Here is a 16,023-nt window from a genome sequence, read left to right as displayed (position 1 = left end):
GGCGTAGGTTGCACCCATGTCACTTTGGACTCGCATATCCGAAGCGCTGGCCGCGCTCTCTAATGGCGAAAGCCTTGCTCAGGTGTTCGAGCGTTTGCGGACGCCGCGTGAGCGTTCGGTTGGTTTTACGATTGCAGTTATTGCACTGGGCGCGAAAATGGCCAAAGCCGATGGCCAAGTGACGCGTGATGAGGTGACGGCATTTCGCGAAGTTTTCAACATTGCTGCTGCGGATGAAGAAAATGCCGCCAAAGTTTTCAATCTTGCGCGACTTGATGTGGCCGGATTTGAAGAATACGCGCGCCGCATCGCTGACATGTTTGCGGATGAACAAAGTACGCTGTGCGATTTGATGGAAGGCCTGTTTCACATTGCGATGGCCGATGGGTTTTATCACCCTAACGAGAATGAGTTTCTTAAACAGGTTGCCCATATTTTTGGCCTGCCAGAGACGGAGTTTCGTGCTTTGCGGGCACGCTTTGTGCCGGATGCGATCCCTGATCCGTATACCGTTTTAGGTGTTTCACCGGATGCTGCCCTAGAAGATATTCGCAAGGTTTGGCGCAAGATGGTGCGCGAAACGCATCCTGATCGCATGATCGCACGCGGCGTTCCTGAAGAGGCGATCAGAATGGCAGAAAAGCGCATGGTTGATATCAATCGCGCATGGGAAGAGATCACAAAAGTTAGGGCCGCGTAATGCGCATTGCGTGCTATAATGTTGAATGGTTCGATCGGTTGTTTGATGACGATGGACAGCTTCAACGCGACAATCGCTGGTCGGGACGACGGGATGTAAAGCGCGGCGAGCAGGCCGAAGCATTGGGGTATGTGTTCAATAAGATTGACGCAGATGCAATCATGGTTGTCGAAGCGCCGGATGATCATGCGCAGCGTTCGGGCACAAAAGCGCTTGAGAATTTTGCGCAAACCTACAATTTGCGCGCAAATCAGGCCTTGATTGGGTTCACAAACACCACACAGCAAGAAATTGCGCTGCTTTATGATCCAAGCAAGCTTAGCGCAGAGCACGACCCGATTGGCACACTTGGCGACGTGGTCCCACCCTTTGATGGCACGTATGAAATCGATTTGGACATCGACAATCGTGCCGACAGTGTCACGTTTTCAAAACCGCCTTTGGAGTTGGCGATTAAGACGGCGCGTGGCACAAAGTTGCGCATGATCGGCGCGCATTTGAAAAGCAAAGCGCCCCATGGTGCGCATAACGCAGCTGAAGTTCTGCGGTTTTCCATAGCGAATCGACGCAAGCAGCTCGCTCAGGCGGTTTGGCTGCGTGGGCGGATCGAAACACATCTGACCGCAGGCGAGCATCTTATGCTGCTGGGTGATCTTAATGACGGGCCGGGTCTAGATGAATATGAAAATTTGTTTGGGCGGTCTTCAGTTGAGATCATTTTGGGCGAAGCAGGCTGTCCCTGTCTCTATGATCCGCATGCGGCGCGCGCTTTAGCGCGAAAAATAGGGGGCGCGCCAACGACTGCGCGTTTCTTCCTGAAAAACGACAATCGCTTCTTACAGGCATTGCTCGACTACATCATGGTGAGCGAAGACTTACGCGATAAAGTAAAGGCTTGGCGCATTTGGCATCCGTTCGATGACCCTGAATGCTGGCGCGACGAGACGTTGCGAAATGCACTGCTTACCGGCTCTGATCACTTCCCTGTGACACTGGATATTGATATTTAGACTAAAAATCAGCACCAAGTATGCCTACATTTACTCTATGAAACAGATTGCACTCACCGCGACACTGGCCTTCGCATTGGCTTTGCCTGCGCAGGCGGACAGTTCTAAAGCCGAAGAAGGCTTTGGCCTGATGGAAAAGGGCGCACGCCTCCTGTTTGAAGGATTGTTGCAAGAAATGCAGCCCGCGCTACGCGATATGGAAGGACTTTCAGAGCAACTTGAACCAGCTTTGCGTGGCTTTGTAGAAAACATGGGCCCCGCTTTGGGCGGACTGTTGGAGCAGGTTGAAGACTTCTCAAAATACCATCCGCCAGAGGTTTTACCCAACGGTGATATAATTCTACGTCGTAAAAGCGAAGCAGAGATCGTTGTACCTGAAGGCGAAGTTGAGCTTTAATCCGCTAGAACGTCTGTAGAAGGTTTTGTAAATTTTACAGCGACTTCTGCACCCAACGTACTTGCGAGCGAGGAAAGCCGCGATTCAGCGACTTCTGAAAACAAGGGTTTGGCTGAACTATGTAAGCGCAGCTCCAACCGCTTTTTCTTGGGAAACCAACGGATTTCGCAAAGCTGCGCGTCTTTCTCCATCCAAAGCATTGCGCCGAAACGCATCGCCTTGCCCAAGATCTCTGCTTGGTGACGCTGCTCTGGTGTCAGGAGGCCCAGCAAATCATCAAAGCGGGTGCCATCAGGTTTGTTGCGGTAGCGATACATCAAGGCAAGACCAAGAAACACGCGTTCTGAATGACTTAGCCCTCCAAGATTGGCCCGTGTGGAGTTGTCAAAGCACACCTCCGCGCGAAAATCTGGATGGGCGCGCCAGCTCACATCGTGCAAAAGGCTCGCGGCCTTAACCAACCGTTTCGTTGCGGTGGGGGCCGATTTAAACAAAGGCATGATAAAATCGTAAAGTGTCTTGCCAAAACCGGGCATGCGCGCATCTTTGCTTTCTGAAAAGCGTGCAGATTCAATAAGTGGATCACGGTCGCGCAGCTTTTGCGGCATTTGCTCATAGAGCATTCCTTCGCGGATACCGTAGCTCGAAACCGCGATATCTTTGGGTTTGACGCGGCTGACCAAGGCTTTCAGAACTTCGGACGCAATCGGAACCAGCGCCATACGCGCCGCAGATATGCCACAGGCTGCGCGCAGCTCTTCAATGTCTGACTTGGCGATGAATTTTACAGTTTCGCGCACCGATTTGGGTGTCATGCGGTACTCATGCAAAACATGTAAAGGGTAGCCAAGGCGGTGCATATCAATGCGCGCAATCGCACGCCACGAGCCACCAACAAGGAACAAACGATCTTTTTGCTCGCCCATTTGCTGATGCAAGTCAGCGATCACCTCTTTGGCGTATTTTTTGCGTGCTTTTGCGCCGCCCTTCATGCTTTGCAGCTTTAATGGGCCTAGCGAGGAGGTCACGCATTTGCCCACATGACCATCACGAATTTCAGCCAGCTCCATCGAAGCACCGCCGATGTCACAGATCAAGCCATACGAGCCGGGCCAGCCAAGCAGCACCCCTTGCGCAGACAGACGTGCTTCTTCGGGACCATCAATCACATGAACGGTTAAGCCGGTTTCGCGCAGCACATCGGCGCAAAAATCAGGCCCATCAGTGGCATCGCGCACGGCGGCCGTGGCAACCGCGGTAAGCGGTGAAATGCCAAGACTTTGCGCAATCGCTTCAAACCGCGCGACAGCCGCCAAAGCCCGGACACGTCCTTCGGGGTTCAAACGCCCTGTATCAGATATGCCAGCCCCCAAAGCGCACATGACTTTTTCATTGTAAAAATAGGCAGGACTACGCGCAGCACCATCGAATATCACCATCCGCACGGAGTTAGATCCGATATCAACCACACCCACGCGTGCCAATTTGCGCACGGAGGGATCGTTGAACAAAGGACGTCCAAACGGATTGGTGGTGGCGAGAGGCGTGAAATCGACGGTCATGTCAGCACTCATTGTTTCAGGCACTTTCATCATCTGTATGGGTAAGTTTCGGCACATCTGCCGCCCCTGCAGAGCCGCGCCCAGACAGGGACGGGTTCTCCATAAAGAATCGGTGACAGTTGAATGCAAACTGACCTTCGGGCACGCTATCGCGCGCGAATGATCCGTCGGGCCGCATGATCCAACTTTGGGCCACGTCTGCAAGGTTTGCCGCCATAATCTGAGAGACGATTTGGGCTTTGACTGTGCCGTTGTTGATCTCGATCAGCGTTTCGACACGACGGTTCAAATTGCGCCCCATCCAATCAGCAGAGCTGATAAACACGCGCGCCTTTTTGTGAGGCAAGCCATAGCCATTGCCGAAACAAACGATGCGTGAATGTTCCAGAAAACGCCCGACGATTGATTTCACACGGATGGTTTCGCTCAACCCTTTTATACCGGGTCGCAACCCGCAAATTCCGCGAATGACCAGATCAATTTTCACCCCTGCTTGGGACGCCTGATAAAGCGCGTCAATCACTTCTGGATCAATAAGCGAATTCATCTTAGCCCAAATGACCGCAGGCTTTCCGGCCTTTGCATGTTCGGCTTCGCGCGCGATCAATTCGATTAAACGTGGTTTTAGAGTCAGGGGCGAAATCGAGAGATTATCAAGCTCGTCAGGAGGCGCATATCCCGAGAGATAATTGAACACTTTGGTTGCATCGCGCCCAAGCTTCTTGTCGCAGGTAAAGAAGGAAAGATCAGTATAAATGCGCGCGGTGATCGGGTGGTAATTGCCTGTACCATAGTGGGTGTAGGTGACCAACTGATCCCCCTCGCGCCGCACAACGATTGAAATCTTGGCGTGGGTTTTGAGATCAAGAAAGCCATACACCACATGCGCGCCCGCGCGTTCCAAGCGGCGCGACTGGCGAATGTTGGCGGCCTCATCAAAGCGCGCTTTCAACTCGACCAAGGCGGTGACGGATTTGCCGTCTTCTGCGGCCTCGCACAGTGCAGAGACAATGGGTGAGCGTTTTGAGGTGCGATAAAGCGTCTGTTTGATTGCAACCACGTCAGGGTCGCGCGCAGCTTGGGTCAAAAAGCGCACGACCATATCAAACGTTTCATAGGGATGGTGCAGCAACATGTCTTTCTGGCGGATCGCGGCGAACATATCACCCTCATGGTCCTGCACGCGTTCGGGTATGCGGGGCATAAAGGGCGGCCAGAGTAGGTCAGGGCGTGCGTCGGTCACCAATTCAGACAGATCCGACATGCCAATCATACCAGGCAGTTCAACGGTTTCAGCCTCTGTCACACCCAGCTCTCGCATGACCATTGTCTTAAGCTTATTGGGCGCGTCACCTGTGTAGGTCATCCGCACGACTTCACCGCGCTTACGGCGCTTTAGGGCTACCTCAAATTCGCGTACGAGATCTTCTGCTTCGTCTTCGACTTCAAGGTCGCTGTCGCGCAGCACGCGAAACTCGAAATGACCTTTGAGTTTGTAGCCGGGAAACAAGCGGCCCAAGTTTTCCAGCAAGACATCTTCAAGTGGTAGATAGCGCAGCTGACCTTCAGGGGCAGGGAGTGCGATAAAGCGGTCAATTTGCGCGGGAATCGGCAAAAGCGCGAACAGCTCGCGTTTGTCTGATTGGCGCTCAAACTGTAGCGCAAGCGAGTAGCCAGTGTTCGGAATGAACGGAAAAGGATGCGCCGGATCAATCGCAAGCGGTGACAAAACAGGAAAAACGTTGTGCAAGAATAGGTCTGCAACGACTTCTTTGTCTGCATCTTCTAAATCTGCGCGCGCAACAATCGCAATCCCTGCTTCAAGCATTTGAGCGCGCAGGTTCTCTAGAACACTTTGCTGCGTTTGCAGCAAGTTGCGTGCGTCTTCGTTGATCAACACAAGTTGCTCTGCAGGGCTCAAACCGTCTGCAGCGGCGGTGGAATTTCCGGCTTGTGCCAATTCACGCAGACCGGCAACGCGCACGGTGTAGAACTCATCAAGGTTGGTCGCGGAGATCGACAGAAACCGCAGCCGCTCAAGCAGGGGCACACGTGGGTTTTCGGCTTCTTCCAGCACGCGCCAATTAAAGTTCAACCAGCTGAGCTCGCGATTCACAAAGCGAGCAGGGCCGTCTAGATCCACATCCGGCAGATCGAGCGGTTCAGGACAACGCGCTTTGAGAAAGTCAGCTTGCATCGTGTTGTATCACTCCTTTTGCACATCAGAGTGTGCGCCAGCTTGGCTGATTTTGTCCAGCGCCGCTGATGCAAAAGCGCGGGTTATCGCGCGCCTTGCGTCAAGCGCGGCTTTATCAAGTGCCGCCACAACTTGCTGCGCGGCCGCAAAAGAACGATCAATGCGCAGTGCAAGAAACGGAATGACATCGGGTGCGGGGTTCAACTGTCGATCTGCGAAGAGCTTCATCAAAACAGCTGTGAGCAATGTGTCGTCGGGGGCCTCTAGCGTCGCGGTTTGGATCGCCTGTAAACGGCTGGCCAGGTCTGGCAAGGTCAGGTCCCAATGGTGGGGCTGTGAGTTTGCGGTGAACAACAGTGCGCGACCCTCTGCTTGAGCAAGGTTATGCAAGTGAAAAAGCGCGGTTTCCAACGCCTGATCCCCTGCGATCTGTTCAACATCTTCGATCACGAGGGGTGTTTGAAGAAGGGTTGGGACATCGTCCTCTTGCAATGTGGAGGCCGAAATTATTTGGGCACCGCTTTGCGCCGCCCAAACATGTGCGAGATGGGTTTTGCCGGACCCTTTCGGTCCGATGAGCATCAGTTTGTTATTGCTCCATGTGTCTGGCGTGTCGATCAGTGCCACAGCGAGCGCGTTAGAAGGAGAGATGAAAAAGTCATCGCGCCCCAGCGCCGCTCGGGCCGGGAGATCAAAGCTGAGTTGCGTGCTCATTTCTTATGGCTCGCTTTGCTTATCGGTTTCTAAACCAGCATATAGCCTGCTGCCCATATACTGACCGACCAAAAAGCGAATGATCACGCCAAGCGCCGCAGCGACGGGCACGCCAACAAGCAATCCAACAAAACCGAATACGGAGCCGAAGACTGACAGCGACAACAGTAACCAAACAGGATGCAAGCCCACGGAATTCCCAACAAGCTTGGGGGTTAACACATTGCCCTCCAGCACTTGGCCGATGACAAAAATACCCGCGACAAGCCCAAGGGAGACCCAATCACCCCAAAACTGGAACAATCCAAGCCCAATGGCCAAGGCACCACCGATAAGGGCTCCCACATAAGGGATAAAGGTGATCAATCCCGCAATAAAGCCAACGACGAGGCCGAATTGCAGGCCTACAAGCATCAGTGCAATGGCGTAGTAGGTGCCCAGCACCAGACAGACAGTGCCCATACCGCGAATGAAGGCGGCGAGCGTTTCATCGACTTGTTTGGCCAAATAACGAACTGTCGGTGCATGATCGCGTGGCAACAACGTATCAAGGCGCGCAGTCATGTTGTCCCAATCCAAAAGCAGGTAAAAGGCCACAACAGGGACGATTAAGAAAAGTACCACAATATTGATGATCGAGGAGGCCGAGGACAGCACCGTGCTGAGCAATTCACCGCCTTTGGATTGGATCGTCTCTCCAACCGCAGTGAGAGATTGGCGCAGCGTAGAGCCTTCATCCATAAGGTCGGGGAAGCGATCCGACAAGAAAGCTTGCAAGTCTCTGAAAAGTTGCGGGGCGATATCAAACAGCGCAATGGCTTGGTTGATCAGTGTTGGAACCACCAGCAGGACCATCAAGACGAATATGATCACACCGACGAGTGTGATAAGGGTGGTTGCCAGAACGCGACTGCATCCAAGTCGCTCAAGTCGATCTGCGACAGGGTCAAGGAAATAGGCGATTGCCCCACCCAGAATGAATGGCAAGACAACATCGCCCAGATACCAAAGCACGACCATGAAGATCGCAGTGCTGATGCCCCAGTATTTCATCTGATCTTTGACAGGAAGTGCCATCTGCGCCTCTGTTTGCTTGCTTTGCTTAGACATCGCCCATGTGTGGTTGGGTTTCAAGGGCGGAAGGGGGCCAGCCCCCATCTCAGTAAACTGAGAATCCCCCGGAGTTTATTTAGAAACGTGAAGGGATGGCTTGCTGGAGAGGGCATGAGCGCCTAAACGTGAGGAAATAAGAGCTAATCCCGAGAGATATCCCATGCGCCTGAGCCGTTACTTCTTGCCGATCCTGAAAGAAAACCCTGCGGATGCGCAGATTGTCAGCCACCGTTTGATGCTGCGCGCAGGGATGATCAAGCAATCCTCTGCGGGCATTTATTCATGGTTGCCAATGGGGTTCAAAGTGTTGCGCAAGATTGAAAATATCGTGCACGAAGAGCAACAGCGCGCAGGCCACATTCCGATGTTGATGCCGACGCTGCAATCCGCTGATCTTTGGCGCAAGTCTGGCCGCTACGATGCGTATGGCCCTGAAATGCTGCGCATTAAAGACCGCCACGATCGCGAGATGCTTTATGGTCCCACGAACGAAGAGTTGATCACAGATATGGTCGCGAATTTCGTGGGCAGCTATAAGTCGCTTCCGTTGACGCTGTATCATGTGCAGTGGAAATTCCGCGATGAAGTACGGCCACGCTTTGGCGTAATGCGCGGGCGCGAGTTTTTGATGAAAGACGGTTACAACTTCGATTTGACCAAAGAAGATGCGTTACACGCTTATAACCGTCATTTGGTAACTTATCTTCGCACGTATGAGCGCATGGGTTTGCGAGCGATCCCAATGCGTGCAGACAGCGGCCCGATTGGTGGCGATTATACGCATGAGTTCCTTGTGCTCGCCGAAACGGGTGAGAGCGAAGTGTTCTATGACAGTGAAATCACTGATCTGAGCTTTGGTGATCGCGCGATTGATTTCGACGACAAGGCAGCGTGCCAATCTGTGATGGAGGAGTTTACCTCTCGTTATGCGCGCACCGATGAAACCCATGACGAGGCTGCGTTTAACGAGGTGCCCGAGGAGCGCCGCCGCGTGGCGCGTGGTATTGAAGTGGGACAAATTTTCTACTTCGGCACGGAGTATTCCGAAAAGATGGGCGCGATGGTGCAGAACGAAGAGGGCCAGCGCGTGCCGCTTCATATGGGCAGCCATGGTATTGGTGTTTCGCGTCTGCTCGGCGCGATTATTGAAGCATCTCACGATGACAACGGGATTATCTGGCCCGAAGGTGTGACACCGTTCCACTGTGGAATTGTGAACCTTAAGCAGGGCGATGACGAGGCGGATGCCGCATGTGACGCGCTTTACGACAGCCTAACAGCGCTGGGCCTTGATCCGCTTTATGATGATCGCAAAGAGCGCGCGGGCGGTAAGTTCGCGACGATGGATCTTATCGGCCTGCCGTGGCGCATTACGGTTGGTCCGCGGGGGTTGAAGAACGGTGTTGTCGAAGTCACATCGCGCCGTACAGGCGAGAGCGAAGAGATGAGCCCCGAGCTTGCCATCGCCAAAATCGCAGCGATCTACGAAGGTCTGTAGAGCATGTTGACGCGCGCGCTTGCTTTAAGCGCTGGGTTGACCGGCGCGGCTGGCGTGTCGCAATTTCCAGAGTATTCGCAGCAATATATACAACGCCTTGGCGGTGCTGTGGATGAGTTGTCGCGTTTCATGGAGGAGTTCGACGCAGATGCTGCGCGCTTGGACATGAGCCGCTCTGCCGCGCTGGTCGATCTTGCGCAGGGCGGGCAGATGGGTGCTGCGCGCGCCGATACGATGGTGCGCACGATTGAGCGGCACGAACGCTTCTCGCGTGATCTGGAGCAGATGCAGGACTTAGGGCCGTTTAGTCGCGCACGTTATGCCACGCGCTTCACCGATGGAGAGTTGGCAGGGCGGGTTTGGGAGAATTACAAACCCGCTATGCCCGTTACTTTTGAGGGTGTGATCTTTGCTGTGATAGGCTTTCTGAGCGGTCTGGCGCTGTTTTCTGCGTTGATTTACCTGCTGCGCTTGCCTTTTACGCTGTTCCGGCGCACCTCTGACGCATAAACAATCCCACTAAAGGGAGGCTCGAGCCGTGAGTACACCAAGCAAGACCAAAACACCTATGCCATTCGCACGTTTTGAGTGGATGATCGCATGGCGCTATCTACGCGCAAAACGCGCAGAGGGCGGCGTGAGTGTGATGACTTGGATCAGTTTGATCGGGATCACTCTGGCTGTGTTTGCCTTGATCGCAACGCTGTCTGTTCGTTCGGGGTTTCGCACGGATTTTGTGCAAACGATCCTTGGGACCAATGCGCATGTTACGGTTTATAAATCCGCTGAGGTCGATGAATTTGGTCGTTTGGATCGCAAAATCTATGACTATAACGAGATGGCCGAACGCTTGCGCGGCGTTGAGGGGGTGACACGTGCCGCGCCTTTGGTGCGTGGTCAGGTGATGGGCAACAAAGGTGGGCGCAACGCGGGTGTTGAGATTTACGGCATCACAGGCGAGAACCTCAAAACCATCCCAAATGTCGCCAACCCTGAAGAAGCGTTTGGCGACATCAATCGTTTCGGAGAAGGGATCGCCATTGGCTCTGGCGTCGCGCGCGAACTTGGCGTGTCTAGTGGGGATCGGATCAAGCTTATTTCACCCAATGGTGTGAAAACAGCCTTTGGCACCAGCCCGCGGATCAAAGCATTTGAGGTGATGTACATCTTCAAAGCAGGACGTGCAGATATTGATCGCACTCGAGTCTATATGCCGCTTGCCGAAGCGCAGAGCTTTTTTAATCGCGAGGGGGCGGCGGACGAAATCGAAGTGATGGTTCAAGAACCCGAAGCGATTGATGAATTGCAACTCGCCATCCTACGGGCTGGTGGGGATCGCACACAGCTATGGACATGGACGGATGCTTCGGGAGGTTTCCTGCGCGCGCTCGAAATCGAGGATAATGTGATGTTCATCATCCTGTCGATCCTTGTTCTTGTGGCGGCAATGAACATTGTGTCTGGCCTGATTATGCTGGTGAAAAACAAAGGGCGCGATATTGGGATTTTGCGCACAATGGGGTTGAGCGAAGGCTCGATATTGCGCGTCTTCTTCATCTGCGGTGCCTTCACAGGACTAATTGGCACGGCGCTGGGCGTAATTTTGGGGTGTCTTTTCGCGCTTTATATTGACCCGATTTTCTCGTTTGTGAACGCTTTTGCAGGGGGGGGCGTCTGGGATCCGGAAATTCGCGGATTGTATCGCTTGCCTGCTGAACTCAGGTTTGAGGATGTGATGACAGCTGTGGTTCTCTCGCTCGGTTTGTCTTTCATAGTTACCATTTTTCCTGCCCGTCGTGCGGCGCGCATGAACCCTGTCGAGGCGCTGCGCTATGAGTGATCTGACCTTAGAGCTGAGCAAAATCGCCAAGAATTATAACGTTGGTCAGGAAAACGAAGTCAACGTTTTGCGCAGTGTTGATCTGAGCGTCAAAGCAGGCGAAATCGTTGCGCTTGTTGCGCCCTCTGGCGCGGGAAAGTCGACGCTTTTGCATATTGCTGGTTTGCTCGATACACCTGATTCAGGCCAAGTTAAGATCGCAGGGCAGGATGTGACGGGATTGAGTGATCGAAAGCGCACGGCCATTCGGCGCGAAGATGTTGGTTTCGTTTACCAGTTTCACCATCTGCTCCCTGAGTTTACAGCGCTTGAGAACATCGTGCTGCCCCAACTTGCCAACGGTGTTGCGGCTGCAAAGGCCGAAACGCATGCACGCGATTTGCTCACTCGTGTTGGCGTTGCGCATCGCGTAGATCATCGACCAGCTGCGCTCTCTGGTGGTGAACAGCAGCGTGTTGCCTTTTGCCGCGCCTTAGCCAACAGCCCGCGTTTATTGCTTGCTGATGAACCGACAGGAAACCTTGATCCGGCAACATCAGACCAAGTGTTTGCGGCTTTGATGGACTTGGTACGTGGAACCGGTCTTTCTGCCGTCATTGCGACCCATAACCTTGATCTTGCAGCGCGAATGGATCGCCAACTGCGTCTGGAAGATGGGGCACTTGTCACGCTTTAGGGCGTGAAACGGTCCAAATTTTGCCAAATTAAGCGCGTATCCGGTTTCAACGCATTTATGCAAAAGAGAGATCTGCCATGTCCGCGATGATGATTATCTTATTGAGTTCGTTGACTTTGTTTGGTGCGATTCTGATTGATCCGGTCGGTGAGGAACCCGAAGAAGAGCCCGAGGTTCCCGAAACAGATCCTGTTGAACCCGGAGTAGATGCAAACAACCCGCTAGATGAAGCTATCCCGGACGCAACAAGCGACGACACCGATACTGATACTGATACTGACACGGATACGACAACACCGGATACAGATACTGTGGACGACAGTTCTTCAGATTCGGAAGATGCCGCCGAGGGTGATGATGGGGGCATAGAAGTGGTTGAAGATGCTGATACCGGCAACCAAAGCATTTTTAGGTCACTCCAAGCAGACACGATTGATGGCGAAGCGGGTGATGATACGATTGATGGGCGCTTGGGGGATGATACCCTTGAGGGCGGATTAGGCGCAGATCAAGTTTCCGGTAGTGAAGGGGCCGACGTGCTCTTTGGCGGCAATATTGGTGCGCTAGACGATGGTGCAACAGATACGCTTCTTGGCGGAGACGGCGATGATCGTTTGAATCTCGGCAACACGGATGTTGCGACGGGCGGCAGCGGCGCGGATACATTCGTGCGCGAAGCGTCCATGAATGATCGTGCTTTGGTCACTGATTTTGACGCGAGTGAAGATGTGGTGGTGGTCGAACATGAAAGCGCTGAACCGCCGACACTAGACCTTCAGCGAATTGCTTCTGATGGTGTCATACTCGAGTTTTCTGATGGTAGCAGAATTGAACTTGCTGGTTTGACAGAAGCAATCGATACGTCGCTCATTAGTTTTGTGGCGACACGCACGCCTTAATGCGTTCTTAATGCTGCAGGAAAGCGCTTGACGCGCATCAAAGCTTTGCGCACCGTCCGGCCAAACCAGCCGAAGGATGCGCGCGCTTATGCCAGAAATTTTTGTAAACGAGATTGAAGAAATCACACGCCAAGCGCTCAGCGCGCATGGGGCGGATGACTGGATCGCCGCAGAAATGGCGCAGGCGGTGGCTTGGGCCGAAACGCGTAGCAATCGCATCTGTGGTCTCTATTACGTTGAAAGCTATTGCCAACAACTGCAAAGCGGTCGCGTCAGTGGGATAGTTGCACCTGTTGTGACGCGTCCTTTGGCGTCCCGTATCGAAGTCGATGCAGGCAACGGTTTTGCACAACCCGCGTTTGAGCGTGCTCTCCCTGAAGCGATCGCCGCTGCGCAAGAAACAGGTATGGTTTCTGTTGCAATCAGTCGCGCGCACACGTGCACAGCGCTTGGATATTTCACCGAAAAAGCGGCGCGTCAGGGCATGATCTGCATCGGCATGACCAACGCGTCGCCCATCGTCGCGCCCCCCGGTGGCAAAACCCGCGTGATCGGCACCAACCCGATGGCCTGCGCCGTGCCCGACGCGGAGGGCGGTATTGCGATGTCATTTGATCAATCCACAACAACCGTTGCCCTGGGCCGTATCACAATGGCCAAAGCCGCGGGTGAGCCCATTCCGCAAGGCTGGGCGGTTGATGCGGATGGCAACCCGACCACCAACCCAGATGAGGCCTTGAAAGGCTCGCTCACATCCCTGGGCGGGCTTGAGCAAGGCTACAAAGGCTGGGGATTTGGCTTGATGGTTGAACTGCTCGCTGCAGGCATGACAGGCGGTGTGGCCAGCCGCGATGTCAAACCGTTGAAAGCACCACAAGGTGATCCACATGGGCTTGGCCAATTCTTCATGCTGATTGATCCCGCAGCAAGCCCTGCATTCTTTGACCGTCTCGCCCAAGTGAGCGAGGCCACCGCCGAAAATGCGGATGCGCGGATGCCTGGGCAAAACAAGCTGCTCAAAGACCCGGTCGACGTTCCGGCGGCGCTTTGGGATCAAATGATAGCACTCTCTAACGGACCCACTCACGCAGACGTGTGATGAAAGTGAAGGCGATCTGCATCAGGTAGAGACGTATGAAACAACTTTTCTCATTAGCGCTGGTCGCTTCGCTCCTCTCTGCTCCCGCCGTTATGGCCAAGCAAGTGTCCTTCGATAATTCTTGGAAAGAACAGAAATTTTCGCTCTTTTCCAAGAATAAATACAGCTTCAAAGGGAGTACCCTTGGCGTCGCTTCTGATGGGGCTGTGTCCATGGCGTATCGCGCTGTGCCAGAAAGCCTTTGGGGGGTCAGCAAAGCCAGCTGGAAATGGAGCGTGGATCAATCCGTGCCAGCGACCGACCTGCGCAAAAAGGGCGGTGATGATCGGAACCTTGCGATGTATGTGGTGTTCCTGCCAGAGGCTGAGGCACAAAACCTCAAAGGGGCAGGGATCCGCAAGCTGCTGCGCTCTAACGCCGCGCGCGTTCTGGTCTATGTTTGGGGCGGCAATCATGGGCGGGGCCAAGTCTTGGCAAGCCCGTATCTCGGCAATCGCGGCAAAACGGTTGTGCTGCGCAATGCCGGCACGGGCAATCACTCGGAAAACGTCAATTTAGCGAGCGATTACAAGCGCGCATTCGGCGGCAGCAAGGGCGCTGTTGTGGGCATCGCGATCTCTGCGGATAGTGATGACACAAAAACCAAAGTGCGCGGCGCAATTTCAGGGTTTGCGCTGAATTAAGCCTGTTGGGTGAGATAAACCCCAGCTGCCATTAAGACTATGCCACCCGCTCTTGTGATCGAGAGCGGGTTTATTTGTGCGCCAAACAAGCCGAAATGATCGATCATTGCAGCGCTGATAAGCTGGCCCAAAAGCACAAAGAATACCGCATTTCCAACGCCGAAACGCGGTGCAATGAAAGTGATGGAGAGCACGTAGAAAGCGATCAAAACCCCCGCGAGGAAAAGATGTTTGGGCGCGGCCAACACACTGCCCGTGGGTTTGAACATGCCCGTGGCGTAGACCGCTGCCGCGCTCAAAAAAACAATGGAAAACAAGATCACAGATGCCAACACAGGTGAGCCGATCCGCCCCCCAAGCGCTGCGTTCAAGGCGGCGAGTATCGGGATGCCAATGCCGGCAAAGAGCATCGTGATCGCATAGGTGGATGTGGGCATGGCGCGTTATCCTGCGAGGTAGAAGGTTGCTGTGGCCGTCGCGACGGCTTTGCCAGAGGGTTCCGCGAACATGGTGGCTTTGGTGAACAAAAGCGCCTTGCCCGCGCGCACGACTTCGGCTTCGCATCTGATATGCGTGCCCACACCGGGGCGTAGAAATTGCGTGTCGAGGTTTGTTGTGGCGACTGGCTTGGGCGCGCCGTAATGCGCGAAACAGGCGAACACCATGATCGTATCCGCCATCGCGGCGAGCGCTTGGCCCGAAAGGATATCGCCCATGCGGGTGAGATCAGCGGTGATGGGCATGGTAGCCGTTGCCTTGCCGTTTGCTACTTCGGTGAACGAGAGGTCCAACGCCCGCACCCAAGGCGCGAAGTTCTCATCTAGGAAGGCTTGGGCGTCTTGTGGGGTCATGAGCGGAAGTCCGAGTAAGGTGCGTGATACCACGCACCTTACGTTTAGGGCGGTGCGGTTTGCAATGCTGCGCCTCAATGGTCGGAATAGCAGCGAAGCTGCCCGGCCAGCGCGAGACCAGCCGGTAGGGCTGGCGCTTTTGCGACGTTTGTAATTCCCTTGGATAGGATGTTCGGGTTTTTCAGGGATAAAGTGAGTGGTTCTTTCTGTAGAGCGCCTGCCCACTGGTCTGGCGCGGGCCGGTTGGATGAATCCAATTATTTAGAAAGTAATTTGTCCAGTTCTTCTGGGTCGCTTAGCATCATCTTAATAAAAAAGTTATTCCCTAGTCCCTTGTTTGACAAACCTAGATCTTTTCGCATCTCAGTTTGTAATTTTTCAAGCACAAGCATTCCTTTGGCAGGGTTCGCTTCATCAAGTTTAGTAAAATCACTAAGTGCTTCTAGAACGCCGGGTGATCCCCAAAGGACCGCTTTTGTTCGAACTTTAAACAAAGTCAAAGTTAACTCTTTTTGCGATTGTGGCGAGACATCAAGTTCGTCTTTTGAGGCTATCCATATTCCCTCGAGCGCTTGGAGGAATTCTAAATAAATTAGTATCTTTCGCTCTCTAAATGCGGCTTCAATTTCTCTCCGCCGATTTCGGCTATTAGTGTACAAAGTCGCAATCAAGCCAGCTGAAGCTGTCAAAACAGTTACAACCAAGGGTGGCTTTGTTGCACAAATCGGTCTGAGGCCGATCTCCCCCTTACCCCAGACGGATTTAGCCTACAGCCACGGTACTT

General features: G+C 53.7%; 17 protein-coding genes. 10 read left to right on the top strand and 7 right to left on the bottom strand.

Features of this window, described 5'->3' with window-relative positions; genetic code table 11:
* Window positions 1-16 precede the first annotated feature (16 nt).
* From ACTG3Z_RS13995 to ACTG3Z_RS13985, 3 genes are read left to right on the top strand one after another with little or no spacing between them, the layout of a single operon-like run.
* Entirely contained in the window at window positions 17-700 is a 684-nt protein-coding gene (locus ACTG3Z_RS13995; protein WP_439143678.1) for a TerB family tellurite resistance protein, read from the top strand.
* Window positions 700-1,710, top strand: a complete 1,011-nt coding sequence (locus ACTG3Z_RS13990; protein WP_439143677.1) for an endonuclease/exonuclease/phosphatase family protein — start codon at window positions 700-702, stop codon at window positions 1,708-1,710. The genes ACTG3Z_RS13995 and ACTG3Z_RS13990 overlap by 1 nt, the downstream gene beginning before the upstream one ends.
* Window positions 1,711-1,747: 37 nt before the next feature.
* The gene (locus ACTG3Z_RS13985; protein WP_439143676.1) at window positions 1,748-2,107 is read left to right on the top strand and encodes a hypothetical protein; all 360 of its coding nucleotides are present in this window, start codon (window positions 1,748-1,750) and stop codon (window positions 2,105-2,107) included.
* Here ACTG3Z_RS13985 and ACTG3Z_RS13980 read toward each other — a convergent pair.
* Genes ACTG3Z_RS13980 through ACTG3Z_RS13965 form a run of 4 tightly spaced genes read right to left on the bottom strand, consistent with a single transcriptional unit; the run spans window position 2,104 to window position 7,657 of the window.
* Entirely contained in the window at window positions 2,104-3,669 is a 1,566-nt protein-coding gene (locus ACTG3Z_RS13980) for a Ppx/GppA family phosphatase (protein ID WP_439143675.1), read from the bottom strand. The genes ACTG3Z_RS13985 and ACTG3Z_RS13980 overlap by 4 nt on opposite strands.
* A gap of 16 nt (window positions 3,670-3,685) precedes the next feature.
* Entirely contained in the window at window positions 3,686-5,866 is a 2,181-nt protein-coding gene (locus tag ACTG3Z_RS13975) for an RNA degradosome polyphosphate kinase (protein WP_439143674.1), read from the bottom strand.
* A 9-nt stretch (window positions 5,867-5,875) separates the two neighbouring features.
* Window positions 5,876-6,580, bottom strand: coding sequence for an AAA family ATPase (locus ACTG3Z_RS13970; RefSeq protein ID WP_439143673.1), 705 nt, complete (start codon window positions 6,578-6,580; stop codon window positions 5,876-5,878).
* 3 nt (window positions 6,581-6,583) lie between these two features.
* Window positions 6,584-7,657, bottom strand: a complete 1,074-nt coding sequence (locus ACTG3Z_RS13965; protein ID WP_439143672.1) for an AI-2E family transporter — start codon at window positions 7,655-7,657, stop codon at window positions 6,584-6,586.
* Window positions 7,658-7,853: 196 nt separating this feature from the next.
* On the opposite strand from ACTG3Z_RS13965, the gene proS reads away from it, so the two are divergent.
* The 7 genes from proS to ACTG3Z_RS13930 all read left to right on the top strand — a co-directional run bounded on the left by proS (window position 7,854) and on the right by ACTG3Z_RS13930 (window position 14,388).
* Window positions 7,854-9,191: a proline--tRNA ligase gene (gene proS, locus ACTG3Z_RS13960; RefSeq protein ID WP_439143671.1), complete on the top strand. Its 1,338-nt coding sequence runs from the start codon at window positions 7,854-7,856 to the stop codon at window positions 9,189-9,191.
* A gap of 3 nt (window positions 9,192-9,194) precedes the next feature.
* Window positions 9,195-9,701 carry a DUF2937 family protein gene (locus ACTG3Z_RS13955; protein ID WP_439143670.1) on the top strand — a complete coding sequence of 169 codons (507 nt, stop codon included), beginning with the start codon at window positions 9,195-9,197 and terminating at the stop codon, window positions 9,699-9,701.
* Between the two features lie 58 nt (window positions 9,702-9,759).
* On the top strand, window positions 9,760-11,031 hold the full coding sequence (locus tag ACTG3Z_RS13950) for a lipoprotein-releasing ABC transporter permease subunit (protein ID WP_439143719.1): 1,272 nt from the start codon (window positions 9,760-9,762) through the stop codon (window positions 11,029-11,031).
* On the top strand, window positions 11,024-11,707 hold the full coding sequence (locus ACTG3Z_RS13945; RefSeq protein ID WP_439143669.1) for an ABC transporter ATP-binding protein: 684 nt from the start codon (window positions 11,024-11,026) through the stop codon (window positions 11,705-11,707). The genes ACTG3Z_RS13950 and ACTG3Z_RS13945 overlap by 8 nt, the downstream gene beginning before the upstream one ends.
* A 77-nt stretch (window positions 11,708-11,784) precedes the next feature.
* Window positions 11,785-12,606 (top strand): calcium-binding protein, encoded by an 822-nt coding sequence (locus ACTG3Z_RS13940; protein ID WP_439143668.1) that lies wholly within the window; start codon window positions 11,785-11,787, stop codon window positions 12,604-12,606.
* Between the two features lie 88 nt (window positions 12,607-12,694).
* Window positions 12,695-13,705, top strand: coding sequence for an Ldh family oxidoreductase (locus tag ACTG3Z_RS13935; RefSeq protein ID WP_439143667.1), 1,011 nt, complete (start codon window positions 12,695-12,697; stop codon window positions 13,703-13,705).
* A 35-nt stretch (window positions 13,706-13,740) separates the two neighbouring features.
* Window positions 13,741-14,388, top strand: coding sequence for a DUF3047 domain-containing protein (locus tag ACTG3Z_RS13930; protein ID WP_439143666.1), 648 nt, complete (start codon window positions 13,741-13,743; stop codon window positions 14,386-14,388).
* Here the strand turns inward: ACTG3Z_RS13930 and ACTG3Z_RS13925 are convergent.
* The 3 genes from ACTG3Z_RS13925 to ACTG3Z_RS13915 all read right to left on the bottom strand — a co-directional run bounded on the left by ACTG3Z_RS13925 (window position 14,385) and on the right by ACTG3Z_RS13915 (window position 15,943).
* Complete coding sequence (locus tag ACTG3Z_RS13925; protein ID WP_439143665.1) at window positions 14,385-14,825, bottom strand: DMT family transporter; 441 nt, start codon at window positions 14,823-14,825, stop codon at window positions 14,385-14,387. The genes ACTG3Z_RS13930 and ACTG3Z_RS13925 overlap by 4 nt on opposite strands.
* 6 nt (window positions 14,826-14,831) lie before the next feature.
* Window positions 14,832-15,239, bottom strand: coding sequence for a PaaI family thioesterase (locus tag ACTG3Z_RS13920; RefSeq protein ID WP_439143664.1), 408 nt, complete (start codon window positions 15,237-15,239; stop codon window positions 14,832-14,834).
* Window positions 15,240-15,496: 257 nt separating this feature from the next.
* Window positions 15,497-15,943 (bottom strand): hypothetical protein, encoded by a 447-nt coding sequence (locus tag ACTG3Z_RS13915; protein WP_439143663.1) that lies wholly within the window; start codon window positions 15,941-15,943, stop codon window positions 15,497-15,499.
* Between the last annotated feature and the right edge of the window lie 80 nt (window positions 15,944-16,023).

The sequence above is a fragment of the Planktotalea sp. genome, from assembly GCF_965659345.1.
GTDB lineage: Bacteria > Pseudomonadota > Alphaproteobacteria > Rhodobacterales > Rhodobacteraceae > Planktotalea.
This window is presented reverse-complemented; position numbering and strand designations above follow the sequence as displayed.

Coding starts and splice junctions, on each gene's coding strand:
- ACTG3Z_RS13995 (WP_439143678.1), top strand. CDS start 17: ATGTCACTTTGGACTCGCATATCCGAAGCGCTGGCCGCGCTCTCTAAT.
- ACTG3Z_RS13990 (WP_439143677.1), top strand. CDS start 700: ATGCGCATTGCGTGCTATAATGTTGAATGGTTCGATCGGTTGTTTGAT.
- ACTG3Z_RS13985 (WP_439143676.1), top strand. CDS start 1,748: ATGAAACAGATTGCACTCACCGCGACACTGGCCTTCGCATTGGCTTTG.
- ACTG3Z_RS13980 (WP_439143675.1), bottom strand. CDS start 3,669: ATGACCGTCGATTTCACGCCTCTCGCCACCACCAATCCGTTTGGACGT.
- ACTG3Z_RS13975 (WP_439143674.1), bottom strand. CDS start 5,866: ATGCAAGCTGACTTTCTCAAAGCGCGTTGTCCTGAACCGCTCGATCTG.
- ACTG3Z_RS13970 (WP_439143673.1), bottom strand. CDS start 6,580: ATGAGCACGCAACTCAGCTTTGATCTCCCGGCCCGAGCGGCGCTGGGG.
- ACTG3Z_RS13965 (WP_439143672.1), bottom strand. CDS start 7,657: ATGGCACTTCCTGTCAAAGATCAGATGAAATACTGGGGCATCAGCACT.
- proS (WP_439143671.1), top strand. CDS start 7,854: ATGCGCCTGAGCCGTTACTTCTTGCCGATCCTGAAAGAAAACCCTGCG.
- ACTG3Z_RS13955 (WP_439143670.1), top strand. CDS start 9,195: ATGTTGACGCGCGCGCTTGCTTTAAGCGCTGGGTTGACCGGCGCGGCT.
- ACTG3Z_RS13950 (WP_439143719.1), top strand. CDS start 9,760: ATGCCATTCGCACGTTTTGAGTGGATGATCGCATGGCGCTATCTACGC.
- ACTG3Z_RS13945 (WP_439143669.1), top strand. CDS start 11,024: ATGAGTGATCTGACCTTAGAGCTGAGCAAAATCGCCAAGAATTATAAC.
- ACTG3Z_RS13940 (WP_439143668.1), top strand. CDS start 11,785: ATGTCCGCGATGATGATTATCTTATTGAGTTCGTTGACTTTGTTTGGT.
- ACTG3Z_RS13935 (WP_439143667.1), top strand. CDS start 12,695: ATGCCAGAAATTTTTGTAAACGAGATTGAAGAAATCACACGCCAAGCG.
- ACTG3Z_RS13930 (WP_439143666.1), top strand. CDS start 13,741: ATGAAACAACTTTTCTCATTAGCGCTGGTCGCTTCGCTCCTCTCTGCT.
- ACTG3Z_RS13925 (WP_439143665.1), bottom strand. CDS start 14,825: ATGCCCACATCCACCTATGCGATCACGATGCTCTTTGCCGGCATTGGC.
- ACTG3Z_RS13920 (WP_439143664.1), bottom strand. CDS start 15,239: ATGACCCCACAAGACGCCCAAGCCTTCCTAGATGAGAACTTCGCGCCT.